The 12,680-nt window shown below is 71.6% G+C and carries 13 protein-coding genes; 6 read left to right on the top strand and 7 right to left on the bottom strand.

Features of this window, described 5'->3' with window-relative positions:
- Nucleotides 1–221: 221 nt before the first annotated feature.
- Nucleotides 222–1,100 carry a hypothetical protein gene (locus ABZ404_RS19060; protein ID WP_358837345.1) on the top strand — a complete coding sequence of 293 codons (879 nt, stop codon included), beginning with the start codon at nucleotides 222–224 and terminating at the stop codon, nucleotides 1,098–1,100.
- Nucleotides 1,101–1,190: 90 nt separating this feature from the next.
- On the opposite strand, the gene ABZ404_RS19065 is transcribed toward ABZ404_RS19060, so the two are convergent.
- Together ABZ404_RS19065 and ABZ404_RS19070 are read right to left on the bottom strand one after the other, a co-directional pair.
- On the bottom strand, nucleotides 1,191–1,469 hold the full coding sequence (locus ABZ404_RS19065) for a hypothetical protein (protein ID WP_358837344.1): 279 nt from the start codon (nucleotides 1,467–1,469) through the stop codon (nucleotides 1,191–1,193).
- Nucleotides 1,470–1,555: 86 nt separating this feature from the next.
- On the bottom strand, nucleotides 1,556–2,416 hold the full coding sequence (locus tag ABZ404_RS19070; RefSeq protein WP_358837343.1) for an alpha/beta hydrolase: 861 nt from the start codon (nucleotides 2,414–2,416) through the stop codon (nucleotides 1,556–1,558).
- 112 nt (nucleotides 2,417–2,528) lie between these two features.
- Here ABZ404_RS19070 and ABZ404_RS19075 point away from each other — a divergent pair, with 112 nt between their 5' ends.
- Complete coding sequence (locus ABZ404_RS19075; RefSeq protein ID WP_358837347.1) at nucleotides 2,529–2,951, top strand: MarR family transcriptional regulator; 423 nt, start codon at nucleotides 2,529–2,531, stop codon at nucleotides 2,949–2,951.
- Between the two features lie 194 nt (nucleotides 2,952–3,145).
- On the opposite strand, the gene ABZ404_RS19080 is transcribed toward ABZ404_RS19075, so the two are convergent.
- The gene (locus tag ABZ404_RS19080) at nucleotides 3,146–3,496 is read right to left on the bottom strand and encodes a hypothetical protein (protein WP_358990575.1); all 351 of its coding nucleotides are present in this window, start codon (nucleotides 3,494–3,496) and stop codon (nucleotides 3,146–3,148) included.
- 326 nt (nucleotides 3,497–3,822) lie between these two features.
- Here ABZ404_RS19080 and ABZ404_RS19085 point away from each other — a divergent pair, with 326 nt between their 5' ends.
- Nucleotides 3,823–5,517 (top strand): RICIN domain-containing protein, encoded by a 1,695-nt coding sequence (locus ABZ404_RS19085; RefSeq protein WP_358990578.1) that lies wholly within the window; start codon nucleotides 3,823–3,825, stop codon nucleotides 5,515–5,517.
- Nucleotides 5,518–5,645: 128 nt separating this feature from the next.
- On the top strand, nucleotides 5,646–6,773 hold the full coding sequence (locus tag ABZ404_RS19090; protein WP_358837696.1) for a hypothetical protein: 1,128 nt from the start codon (nucleotides 5,646–5,648) through the stop codon (nucleotides 6,771–6,773).
- Nucleotides 6,774–6,851: 78 nt separating this feature from the next.
- On the opposite strand, the gene ABZ404_RS19095 is transcribed toward ABZ404_RS19090, so the two are convergent.
- The 3 genes from ABZ404_RS19095 to ABZ404_RS19105 form a co-directional block, all read right to left on the bottom strand.
- Entirely contained in the window at nucleotides 6,852–7,874 is a 1,023-nt protein-coding gene (locus tag ABZ404_RS19095) for a DUF6215 domain-containing protein (protein WP_358990580.1), read from the bottom strand.
- Between the two features lie 51 nt (nucleotides 7,875–7,925).
- A complete protein-coding gene (locus ABZ404_RS19100; RefSeq protein ID WP_358834581.1) occupies nucleotides 7,926–9,164 on the bottom strand; it encodes an MFS transporter in 1,239 nt (412 codons plus the stop codon).
- A gap of 231 nt (nucleotides 9,165–9,395) precedes the next feature.
- On the bottom strand, nucleotides 9,396–9,848 hold the full coding sequence (locus ABZ404_RS19105; RefSeq protein ID WP_358834580.1) for a carboxymuconolactone decarboxylase family protein: 453 nt from the start codon (nucleotides 9,846–9,848) through the stop codon (nucleotides 9,396–9,398).
- A gap of 89 nt (nucleotides 9,849–9,937) precedes the next feature.
- Between ABZ404_RS19105 and ABZ404_RS19110 the strand changes: the two genes are divergently transcribed.
- Entirely contained in the window at nucleotides 9,938–11,368 is a 1,431-nt protein-coding gene (locus ABZ404_RS19110) for a PLP-dependent aminotransferase family protein (protein ID WP_358834579.1), read from the top strand.
- A 94-nt stretch (nucleotides 11,369–11,462) separates the two neighbouring features.
- Here ABZ404_RS19110 and ABZ404_RS19115 read toward each other — a convergent pair whose 3' ends face one another.
- On the bottom strand, nucleotides 11,463–11,906 hold the full coding sequence (locus ABZ404_RS19115; RefSeq protein WP_358834578.1) for a nuclear transport factor 2 family protein: 444 nt from the start codon (nucleotides 11,904–11,906) through the stop codon (nucleotides 11,463–11,465).
- Between the two features lie 255 nt (nucleotides 11,907–12,161).
- Between ABZ404_RS19115 and ABZ404_RS19120 the strand changes: the two genes are divergently transcribed.
- Nucleotides 12,162–12,635, top strand: a complete 474-nt coding sequence (locus ABZ404_RS19120) for a hemerythrin domain-containing protein (protein ID WP_358834577.1) — start codon at nucleotides 12,162–12,164, stop codon at nucleotides 12,633–12,635.
- The last annotated feature ends 45 nt before the right edge of the window (nucleotides 12,636–12,680 follow it).

The raw sequence follows: 12,680 nt of genomic DNA on the forward strand, positions 1-12,680 counted from the left end.
ATTTTCTTCACACGGTCTCCACGCAGATGGCGGGCGGGGCGTCCGAGCGGGGCACCCGGGCGGGGCGAGGACTCCGGCCTCGCGCGGTCGGATCCCTCGGGTACGGCGGAGCCGTGACCAGCCCGCCTCCGCTCCCCCGCATGGGGACGGCGCCGGTGAGTCGAGGGAGGACCGTGACGTTGCTGTCGTGGTGTCACCCCCGTCGCGTAGCCTCACCCGGTGTGAGAGGGATACGAGCCGAGTGGGGCCGTCTGCGGCACCGGCGCACCGAGGGCAGACTGGCACCCGCCCACAGCGCGGTCCTGAACCGGGTCCGGGAGCTGTACGCGGCAGAAGAGTTCGAGCAGGCCGAGGAGGGCGGACGGTACCTCGCGACGATGCCACCCGTACCGGGCGCGGATTCCGCCGCCCTCTCGGCCCGGCTGGCCAGGGCGTTCGCCCTGGCCGCGGCCGTCGCTCACGGGCGGGGGCTGGACGTGCTGCCCGAGGTGGAAGCGCTGATCGCGGATATGGAGCGGGCCGCGGGTGCCGACCCGGCTCAACGGGCGCTCGTGCTGGCCGTCCGGGCGAGCCACGTGGAGATCCTCGTCCAGCAGGAGCGGTATGAGGAAGCGGAGTCCGAGGCACGGGACATCCTGCGGGCCGCCGTCCGCATCGCGCACCTCGCGCAGGTGTGGGAGACCGAGCTGCTCACCCTGGCCAAGCTGGCCGCGGCGCTGAACGGGCAGGGCCGCCACGAGGAAGCGGAGGCCATCGCCCGCGGGAACCTGCCGCGCGCGGACGGACTCGGCGAAGCCGCGCTCCGCCGCCTCCTGGTGGGCAGTCTGAACGGCCAGGGCCGTTACGAGGAAGCCCTGGCCGAGACACGTCGGTTTTCCCCAACGGGGAGCCGTGCCTCCAGCGGAGCCGCCGACATCCTCACGGCCACCGCCCTGCATCATCTGGGCCACCACCAGGAGGCGGAAGACGCCGCTCACCGGGCCGTGACGGCCTGCGAGCAGTCACTCCACCCCGACCACCCCCGCACCCGGGAGGCCCGTGCGCTCCTGGCCCGCCTCACCGGCGAGGATCGGACCGTCGAAGGGAATTCCGACGACTGACCCGGATGCCGAGTGAAGCAGGGTTGGTGCCGACGCCGCTGTTGCGGTGCGGGGGGCGGGGCGGAGCTTCTCCTTCAGACCGTCGGGCCGTCAGCCGATGGGGAGCCAGATGGAGAGCACGCGCGGGTCGGGGTAGTACCACTTGCCGGTGTCGCCGTCGTACCTGGCGTTCTCCAGCTGGAGGTATCCCTCTTCGCGCATGTTGTAGTTGCACTCCGCCCACTTGCCGTGCCCCAGCGCGTTGCGGCAACCGTCGGCCGGGCGGCTGTAGTTGTACCGGGACAGCCCCACGGCCGACTTGTGGTCCGCTTCGGTGTCCTTGACCAGTACCTTGTCCCCGGCCTTGTCGAAACAATCAAAGACCTTCAAATCGAAGGTAGTTGGCCGGTATCGGCGGGCCGCGGGTAGGAAGGAGCGGCTTCCGCCGCTTCCCCTGCACCCGGGCCGAGGCGTCCTCAGAGGCGGCCGGCCGGCTCCTGGGCCGATGGGTCCGATGAGGGCAGACTGTGGACGAAGTCGGCGACGATGCGGGTGTAGCTCTCGGGACGGTCCAGGTTGGGGAAGTGCGCGGCGCCGTCGATCACGGCCGTCCTGCCGAGGGGTGCTGCTCGGGCGATGTACTCGGCCATATCCCGGAGTTCGGGTGCGTCCTGGGCGCCGTTGAGGGCGAGCACGGGCACGGCGATCCGACCCGCTCGCGCGGTGAGGTCCGCGACCACGACGCGGTGGTCCGGCTCGCCGGGGCTGTGCTTGCTGATGGTCCGCCGTCGCATCTCGCGCAGGCGGGCGTAGGTCTGGGGAGGGACGGCGTCCCGCGCGCGTTCGGGGCCGTGCGCCCAGAGGTCGCCCGCCTCGTGCCAGCCTTCGATGTCTCCGGCGGCCAGGGCCTGGAATTGCGCGGCCTGGACTTGCCGGGACCAGGGTTCGGTGAACGCGCCTTCGTCCGTGCCGCCGCCGGTGATGACCAGAGCCCGGACCAGTGCGGGATGCTCCAACGCGGTGGCGACGGCGATCGCCGCGCCCATGGAGATGCCGACGAGGACGGCGGGGTGGGCTTCGAGGTGGCGCAGCAGTGCGGCGAGGTCGTCGGTTTGGCGGAACGGGCGGTTCGCGTTGGCGGACCAGCCGTGCCCACGGGCATCGGGCGCGATGACACGGAACGCCTGGGCCAGGGGCGGGACCTGCTCGTCCCACATGGTGTGGTCGAGGAACCCCGCGTGGAGCAGGACGACGGGGACACCGCTGCCGCCGGTGTCGCGGTAGGCGAGGGCACCGTCCAAGGAGGCGAAGAAGTCGAGACCGAGAGCTTCACTCATGACAACTAGGTTGTCATGAGACGGGAGCGATGACAACTGAGGTGTCATCTATCATCGGCGTGTGAGGGAAGAACAACGCCCGCTGCCCCCCGACGAGGCAGGTCCGCGGCTCATGGCGGTCTTCGCGCTGGTCGGACCGCTCTATCGGCGCGTCCAGCGGCAGATCGAGCAGGACGCCCCGCCGGGCCTGTCCGTGGGCGTGCGCGCCGTGCTCGCCCTGCTCCACGAACACGGACCGATGACCGTCCCCCACATGGGCCGGGAACAGTCGATCAGCCGCCAGTTCGTACAGCGGATGGTCAACGACGCCGCGACGGACGGTCTCGTGGAGGCCGTACCGAATCCCGCGCACGCCCGGTCCTCGTTGATCCGGCTGACCGGCGCCGGTCACACGACGATCGAGGGCGTCCTCGCCCGGGAGCACACGCTGCTCCGCGAGGCGGCGGACGATCTCACCGTGGCCGACGTGGACGCCTGCGTACGCGTACTCAGCCGGATGCTCACCCTCTTCGAGGACTCGGACGGCCCCGCGTAGCCCGAGACGGATCCGGACGGACCGACGCGCCTCGTGGCCGACCCGTGACCGCGGCACGCGCCGGAACAGCCCGCCTCCCTGACCGCGGCCGAGCACGCGGCCGAGCTGTGCGATGCGCTCCCCCGACCCGCACCGCACAGCTCTCGCCCGCCGGGGCGCCGCTCCAGCAGAGCGGCATCACACGCTCCGTACGCTCAGTACGTGTCGAGACGGAACCGCTGGAAGTTGGCGTACGGGCCGTACGGGTCCTGGCAGCCGAAGTGGCGCAGGCCGATGTTGCTGTCGTCGACGCACAGATGGGTGGCGACGCTTCTCATCCTGCGGGTGTAGACGGCCTGGACGCGGGCGGTCTTCGCGTCGCCGGGCCGGCCGAGGACGTCACCGCCCGTCGCCCCCCGGGCCACGGCGGTCGACGCGGACGCGGACGCGGTCGGTCCGGTCGCGGCCGTCGAGGCGTTCGCCCCGACGAGTGTCAGCGCGGACGCCGCCACGACCGCGGCGGCGATCCGGGAAACCTGTCCCACCAGCGTTCTCACGCTGTTCACCAACCTCCTGAGAAGTCCGGCCGGCGGGGCCGCCGAGCCGGTGACGAGTGGGTCGCACGCCCGCCGATTGTCCGATGCAATCGAGACAACGGCGGGCCATGCGCTGGACGGCACCGGGGAACGGGTGTTCCCTGGTGGCGTTCCACGGCCCGACACTGCCGGGGAGCGGAGTCGGCCGCGTGGCCCCGATGCGATCCGCGCAGGTCGGCTCAGGTCGAGGGGTCGGACAATGGGGGTTGTCCGCGGGCATCTCGGGGGGACCGACCGTGCGCAGAAGAGGACGACCACAAGGGGCACCGAAGGGCGCGACGCGAGCAGCCGACGCCTTGGCCGGTTTTCTGGGGGAACTCACCGCCGAACTGACGGTCCGTGAGCTCGCTCAGCGGTACGGCGGCAGCAAGACGACGTGGAGCGAATACCGCAGCGGCGTCCGGGTCATTCCCCTCGGCCGGCTCAACGCCGTGGTACGGGACCGGGTGCGCGACCCGCGCGGACGGCAGACGCTGCTCCAGCGGGCACACCGGCTGCACGAGGCGGCGCTCGTCGCCGAGACCGAGGCGGCGCCCGGTCTCAAACTCGACGAGGCCTTACGGCGGGCCGAGGCCGATCTCGCGGAGGCCGAAGGACTCGTCCGCAGCCTCCTCGCCCTCCTGAGCGCACTGCTCGGGAACAACGACGTCTTCCGGGCCGCTACTGCGGACCCGGAGGAGCGGCCCGAGGCGGCCCGGACGGCCGGTATGTCGGCGCCCACGCCCTCCCCGCGGTCGGACACGCACGCCGAACCGGCGGCCGACGCACTCGTGGACCGGGCGCTGCGGCAGTTGGAGGCCGTACGGTTCCTCCACGACGGCGCCCGGCAGATCCTCGGGCGGGCGCGGGCGGCGAGCCGTGCCGCCCTCCCCGCCGGGTCCGCGACGCCGGTGACGGCCGGTACCGATCTGGTGCTCGCGCTGGCGCGCACGGCCGACGGGCTGGCTCACTGCGGGCACGAGGTGGAGTGCCTGTGGCGGGAGCACCGGGCCGCGGCCGACCCGCCGCTGCGAGGCGTTGTCCTGGAGCGCACCGACCGCCCATCCGCGGCGCACGTCATCACCCCCACGGCCTTGCCGCCGCTGCCGTACGAGGCCTCGCCCCCGGCGACGGTGGTGCCGGGGGCGACCGGGCAGCTCGTCGTCGCCGCCCCGCGTCACAGCCCGGTGCGTACCTCCCTGGCCGTGACCGCCGTCCTCGCGGTGTTCACCGTCCTCGCGGTCGCGGTGTCGGCGGTGACGGCCGTGGTGGTCGTTCAACGCGAGCGTGCCGCCCGGCCCGCGCCCGTCTCCCGGGGCGTCCAGCCGTACCGGTTGCAGTACCAGCCGTCCCCCGGCGCTACGGGACGATCCGCGACTCCGGTCGCCACCCCTTCGCCCGAAAGCCCCTCCCCCGTGAGCCCTTCCCCGACGAAGACACCGCCTCCGGTGGCCCCGGCGGCGCCTGCCCGGGAAGGCGGGTTCGTGGCGCCGTCCGCCCCGGGGACCGCGGTTGCGCCCGCCCCCGGCGACTCGGCTCCGGCTCCCGGACCCACGCCGGAGGTGCCGGACGCCCCGAACGGTCTGTTCCGGCTGGCGAACGCGGGCAGCCATCTGTGTCTGTCCGTCCCGTCCGGGAGCCAGACCCCCGCGGCGGGCATGGTGCAGATCGGCTGCGGTGAGGACGCCGAACAGCAGTGGCACCTCACCCGGGAGTCGGCCGGGTCGCCCGCTGTCTACTCCGTGCGCAACCGGTTCAGCGGTCTGTGTCTGTCCGTCGAGGGGGCCAAAGTCGACAATGACGCTGCCGTCACCCACTACCTGTGCGGCGACCGGCAGGGCCTGTACCCCGACCAGTATTGGACGCTGCGTTACCGCAGTGCCTTCCGGGCCTGGCAGTTGGTCAATGTCCACAGCGGCAAGTGCGCCGGTTCCCGCGCCGGTTCGCGCGGGAACGAGCCGGTGCTGCAACAGGACTGCCGCGACGACCCCTGGCTGATGTGGCAGGCCTGAACCAGGGGGCAGGCCTGAACTGAGCGTGTCACGTGACGCGTCGATCCGCGGTCCCGTCGCGCCCGCCCGATGCTCGTGCTCCTCCGGTGGGAGCCGGAGGAGAGACCGGTCCTTCCAAGGGGGAAACCATGAGGAGAAACACGAACCGGAGCACCACCGGACGCGCCGGACGCAGAGCGACCGTTGCCCTGCGCGCGGCGGTCGCGGCCGGTGCGGTGACGGCGCTGCTGCCCGCTGCCGCCTCGGCCGAGCCGGCAGCGGTGGCGGGCGTCGTGCCCGGCCTCGCAGCCGGCGTCGAGCGGATCAGCGTCGCGCCCGACGACGCCGAGGCCGACGACAACTCCGCCGGCGCCTCGATCACACCCGACGGCCGCCACATCGTCTTCACGTCGTCGGCGAGGAACCTGACCCCGGACGGCACGACGGGAAGCGACCGGGTGTACATCCGCGACCAGCAGACAAGGCAGACCACGCGGATGGGGAACCTGACCGCCCTCCAGCCCCCGGTGATCAGCGACGACGGGGAGTACGTCGCCTATCCGGTGCAGTGGGTGAACAACGTGCGGATCCGCCAGTACCAGGTGAGTACGGGAAGGACGGCTTCCGCCGACTGCTCGGCGTACAGCTGCAACCAGCCGTCGCTCAGCGCGGACGGCCGTCATATCGCCCTTGCCATCCTCAAGCAGCAGTCCTCCAGCCAACGCATCGAGGTTCAGGACGCGAAGACGGGAGCCAAGGAGACCGTCGCCGACCTCGCCCACACCGCCCCCTCCCGCCCCTCCATCAGCGGCGACGGCCGCTATGTCGCCTACCAGGACGGCAGGACGCGGGACGTCTTCGTACGGGACCGGACCGGCGGCACCACCTCCGGCCCCGTCGAGGGCCCCTCCGCGGCGGCGACACTCGTCCAGCTCAGCAAGGACGGCAACACGGTCGTCTATCTCTCCGGCACCGACACCTACGTCCACGACCTGCGCTCGGGCACCGCCGAGCTCGTACCGAACGTACGGGGCGTGGCCGTCGATCCCACCGGCCGCTACCTGCTGTACGCCCCGCAGGACGCGACGGGACCGTCACTCGTCCTGCGCGACCTGCGCACGGGCACCGAGGAGATCGTCTCCACCCGACCCGCCTCGGCCGGGACCGACGCGGTCGGCGCCGACGGGCGCGACGTGGTCTTCGCGTCCACGGCGGACGACATCGTGCCCGGCGACACCAACGGCAAGTCGGACGTCTTCGTCCGCCACTTCTTCTGATCGCCGCTCCGCCCACGCCATGGTCCGGCGTGGCCACCTGTGCCGCCCCATCGCCCGCGCCCTTGGTTCAAGGACCGGTCAACTCATGGGCGCGTCTTGCCGGGCGGCTGCTCGCTCGGGGATCGTCGGGAGGACCTTCTCGGCGATGCCGACGAGAACGCTGTCGTCCGGGAGGGCGCCGGTGGTGCTCCACACGGTGACCTCGTAGTAACCGCCCTGGTCCTTCCGGTCCAGGGCCACGGACAGCGTCCTGGCCAGGGGGCCTTGTTCGGCCTGGGACGAGCCACCTCCCCAGGCGATTTTGAACGCCATGGTGTGGTCCGAGGAAAAGGTGGCCGGCCGGCCGAGAACCGTCAGCGTCTTGAGGTCCCTCTCGTTGCCGACCTTCAGCAACTTGCCGTACTGGGCCACCGACAGCCTGTTGTACGTGGCCGACAGATGCACGGTGTAGGTGCCGAACCTGACCTCGGCCTCGGGCGAGGGGATCTTCTCGCCCGTCAGAGGGGCGGTGTTGCTGGTCCCGGAGGCCGTGGTCGCGGTCTCTCCCGGCGTGCCGAGCAGTTGGGCGAGGTCGGGCCGGTTGAGCGCCGTGCACAGCTGGCCACCGCTGACGGCCCGCGGTGTCGCCTTGTACGCCGCCGGCAGCTCCTTGCGCTCGCCCGCCGGGCACGACGCGGGGTGCGACGCGCTGTCCTCCGAGGACGGCAGGACGCGTGGGACCACCCATACCGCGGCCACGAGTGCTCCGACCACGGCCACCGCCGCGACGGCCTGGCCCCAGACGTGGGGCTGCTTCTCCGGAGTGCCCGGAGCGGGCAGCGGCGCGGACGGGGCCTGCGTTTGGGCGGCGCCGTCGACCGCCTCCTCGGCCTCCGCCTCGGGGACCGGCGGGCCCGGGTCGCGGCGTGCGCGCAGGGCACGGCGCACCGCGTGGACGCGTATCGCGGTGAACACGAGGAACACCGCACCGAGCCCCGCCATGACCGGGTCCTGGTCGCGGCCGGCGAGATGCACGAGGCGTACGCCGAGAACGGACCCGAGCACGATGAGCAACGGCTCGCGGACCCAGTAAGGGAGGAGACGGAGGAGGAAACCGAGCATCTGGTGATCTCACCATGACAAGACCACGGCCGCCAAGCGTTTCCCGGCCGATCACCGGCCCGGTGGGGTGGTCCCGGCCCACCGCTTCGAAGCCGGGCGCCGGATCAGCAGGTTCCTCGGCCACGGCCCCGTGGCCAGGGCGAGGAGCGAGAGCCCGCAGCCGATCCACAGCACACTCGTGACCGCCAGCGACTCGACCACCACCCCGCCGAGCAGAGCGCCCAGGGCGATGGAGAGGTTGAACGTCGAGACGAACAGCGAGGACACCGCCTCGGTCGCCCGGGGCTCCACACCGAGGATCCACGTCTGGAGCGTCACCGGAACCGCGCCGTACCCCAGGCCCCACAGCACGAGCGCCCCCGCGGAGACCACCACACCGGCGGAGGTGAGGGCGAGCAGTGTCATGGCCGTCGCCAGGAGCAGGGCCACGGCGCCGATGGTCTGGCGCGGCCGCGTGGCGACCAGGGCGCCCGCCGCGAAGTTGCCGCAGATCCCGGCCAGACCGAAGACCAGCAGGAGCAGGCTGGTACCGCTGTCACCGACGCCGCGCTCGTGGAGGAGGGGGCGGACGAACGTGTAGGCGATGAAGTGCCCCGTGATGATCAGGAACGTCAGGGCGACACCCACCCGTACACCGGAGTTGGCCCTGAAAACCGTCGGCAGGTCGCCGAGCCTGAGAGTGCGCCGCGGTGGCAGCTCGGGCAGCAGAAGGACCATGCAGACGAGGGCAAGCAGCCCCAGTGCGCCGACGGCCGCGAACGCGGTGCGCCACCCCGCGAGGTCACCTATGAAGGTGCCGGTGGGCACACCGAGGACGGAAGCGGTCTCCACACCGCCGAAGATCACCGCGGTCGCCCGCGCAACCTGCTTCTCCGGAACGAGCCGCAGGGCGATACCTCCGGCGAGCGACCAGAAGCCGCCCACGCTGATACCGATCAGGAAGCGCGCCACGAGCACCAGGGTGAAGTCGGTGGCGAACGCGGACGCGAGGTTCGCCGCCCCGACGAGCCCGACGAGGAGGACCAGCACCAGACGGCGGTCGAAGCGGCCGGTGGCCACGGTGACCAGCGGCGCCGCGACCGCGGCGACCAACCCGGGCACGGTCACCATGAGTCCGGCCGTGCCCGCGGAGACGCCCAGGTCAGTGCCGACCGGGGTGAGCAGCCCCACGGGCAGCAGCTCGGAGGTCATCAGCGAGAAGATGCCCAACGTCACGGCGAGGACGGCGAGCCAGCCCCTGGTGGGTGAACGCCGATGCGTGGGAGGTGAGTTGTCGGTGAGGACTGTCATGACGGTGTCGGCCGTCCTTTCAGGCGTGGGTACCAGGCGTGGGTACGGAGACGGGTACGGGTACCGGTTCGGGCCGGGCCGCCTGCATGGGCGGCACGGGTCGGGCGGCGCGGGGCCGTGGGTGGCCGGGACGCGCCACGGGCGGTGACCGGCCTGACGGCGGCCACCGCCCGTGGCGGGGGCAGGAGTTGCGGAATACGTAGGTCCGTGCCGTGATGCGGCGGAAGGGGGCTACTGGGTGCCCGGGGTCTTGCGCGTGGTGACGTTCATCCGGTTCCACGTGTTGACCGTGAAGATGAGGGCGATGAGCTGGGCCAGTTCCTGCTCCGTGAAGTGCTGAGCGGCCTCGACGTACACGGCGTCCGGAACGCCGTCGGGCAGCCGGGTGACGGCCTCGGTCAGGGCGAGCGCGGCACGCTCCTCGGCCGTGTAGAGGCTGGACTCCTCCCAGCCGTTGAGCTGGTAGATGCGCTCCTCCCTCTCGCCTGCCTTGCGGGCGTCACCCGTGTGGTAGTCGATGCAGTACGTACACCGGTTGATCTGGGACGCGCGGATCTGCACGAGTTCGAGCAGCACCGGATCGAGGCCCTGGCGGGCGGCGGCGTCCAGGGCGAGGACGGCCTTGAAGACCTTGGGGGCGACGGTGGCGAAGTTCATGCGCTGCGGAATCTGAACGGTTGTCATACCGAGAACGGTAGGAGCGGATTAGCCCCCCGGTATGGTGCATTCTCATGTCGAATCGTTGGGGCAATTCTGCTGAAGGCCGTGACTCTGTGGCTGCCGGGGCGGACGCCGGGCCGCCCTCGCGATCGGGCCCCGAACCGGGATCGGGAACGGACTTCCACCTGGAGCTGAGCGGCGAGGGCACCCTGCGCGAGCAGGTGATGCGCGCCCTCCGTGAAGCCATCGGCTCCGGCCGCCTGGCACCCGGCACCCGCCTGCCCTCGTACCGGAGTCTGGCCAGGGACCTCGGGATCGCCCTCAACACCGTGGGTGAGGCGTACGGCGAACTGGTCGCGGAGGGCTGGCTCGCCGCCCGCCAGGGGTCGGGCACCCGCGTCGCCCGGCGCAGCACACCGCTGCCCTCGGACCGCCCGCGCCGATCGGCGCCGCCGGTGCGCCGCCCCGCCTACGACCTGATGCCGACCTCGCCGGATGCCGCCGCGTTCCCCAGGTCGGCCTGGCAGACCTCCTCGCGGCGGGCGCTGAACGCGGCGCCCAACGACGCGTTCGGCGTGGGCGATCCGCAGGGCCGCGTCGAGCTGCGGACGGCGCTCACGGAATACCTGGCCCGGGCGCGGGGCGTGCGTACCTCACCCCACCGGATCATCATCTGCGCCGGCTTCGCCCATGCGCTGAGCATGCTCGGGCAGGTCCTGAAGGGCGAGGTGGCGGTCGAGTCGTACGGACTGGGCTTTCATCGCTCCCTGCTGACCGCGGCCGGGCGCCGCACCGTGCCGCTGCCCGTGGACGCGCGGGGAGCCGTGATCGACGAGCTGCCGACGACGGGTGCGGGAGCGGTGCTGCTCACTCCGGCCCACCAGTTCCCCACCGGAGGGCCTCTGCACCCCGAGCGCAGGGCCGCGGTGATCGACTGGGCGCGGGCGACGGGCGGCTTGGTGATCGAGGACGACTACGACGGCGAGTTCCGCTACGACCGCCAGCCGGTCGGCGCCGTCCAGGGCCTCGATCCCGACCGTGTCGTCTACATCGGGTCGACCAGCAAGAGCCTGTCGCCCGCGCTCCGCATCGGCTGGATGGCGGTGCCCGGCCACCTCGTGGGTGACCTCCTGGCCGTCAAGGGCGACCGCGAGATGTGGACCGGGGCTCTGGACCAGCTCACCCTCGCCGACTTCGTCGCCTGCGGCGCGTACGACCGGCATCTGCGCCGCATGCGCCTGAGTTACCGCCGCCGACGCGACCGGCTCGTCGCCACATTGCGGGCGAGGGCGCCCCACATCGGGATCGACGGCATCGCCGCCGGCCTGCACGCCGTCCTCGGCCTCCCGCCGGGCACCGAGCCGAGCGCGGTACGCGCGGCATCCCGCCAGGGACTCGCCCTGGAGGGCCTCGCCGCCTACCGCCACCCCCACAGTGACATGCCACCGCGCGACGGCCTCGTCATCGGGTACGGGACCCCGCCCGACCACGCCTTCGAGGCCGCGCTGGAGGCACTGTGCCTGGCGCTGCCGGACGCGGAGTGATGCGGGCCCACCGCGCACGCGGCTCCATCCGTGGTGCCGCCGGTGTGCTCCTTGAGGGACGGTGACCGAGACCATCACCTTCGGTCTACGCCCCTCAGCGCTCCTCCGCCTCGAAGGCCTGGGCGACGGCGAGGCTGTCCTCGTAGACGTGGTGCCGGGTGACCAGGCCGCCCTCGACGGTGAGATGCAGGGCGAACCGCGCGCGATACGCACGTCGGGTGGGCCGGGCGGTCTGGCGGATCTCGCCGAGCACGACCGCGTCGTTTCCGTCGACGAGGACGCGCTCGATCTCCGTCGCCGCGTGCTCCGGCATGTGGTGCGCGGCGAGCTCGCGATAGTGGGCGGCCGCGTCGGCACGGGTGGACCGGTTCCGGATCCACGGTGTGGCAGCCCGGCCGTGCTCGGCCTCCGGCCAGTCCAGCTTCCAGTCGGCCCGCTCGGCGTACAGCTCGGCAATGCGGTCGGGGTCGCCCTCCCCGATCCTGCGCAGCAGCTCTTCGACCACGGCGCGTGTGTTCGTGGGTGCGGCTGTGGACACGATGACCTCTCCCTCCCGGCCCGCGTCCCGTCGACGCGGCGAGATCACCCAGCTTGCCCCCACAGACGGGGCGAGGCCATTACCTCTGAAGTAGGGCGAGCGCATCGCCACAACCGACAGCCTGGACCCATGGGAGTGGCCCCTTCCCCCGCGGCGCATCAATGTGGGCAACCGGGGAACCGGATCCTCACGGAACACCGGAACCGGAGTCGGAATCCGAACCCCGGGGCCAGACCAGGAAAGGGAAGCTCCTTCATGGACGCCATCGTGCTGCTGCGTGAGGACCACAAGAACGTCGAGAAGCTGTTCAAGCAGTTCGAGAAGACCGGCGACGACGACCACGCCGAACGCCGCGAGCTCGCGGACAAGATCATCGAAGAACTGACCGTTCACGCGTTCATCGAGGAAGAGATCTTCTACCCCGCCGCCCGCGAGTCCGCCCCCGACACCACCGACCACATCCTCGAAAGCGTCGAGGAACACCATGCCGTGGTGTGGATGCTGGCCGAACTCAAGAAGATGGACCCGGCCGACGAGCGCTTCAAGGCCAAGATGACCGTCCTGATCGAGAACGTCCGCCACCACGTGGAAGAGGAGGAGGACGACTGGTTCCCCGACGTCCGCAAGGCCATGGGCCGCAACCGCCTCACCGAGCTCGGCGAGCAGATGCAGAGTGCCAAGGCGAAGGCCCCCTCCAACCCCCTCGACGTACCGAGCGCCACCCAGTAGTTCCCAAGCGCCCTTGACAGGTGAAGTGATTAGGCGCCATATTAC

Source organism: Streptomyces sp. NPDC005878 (assembly GCF_040629815.1).
Taxonomy (GTDB): domain Bacteria; phylum Actinomycetota; class Actinomycetes; order Streptomycetales; family Streptomycetaceae; genus Streptomyces.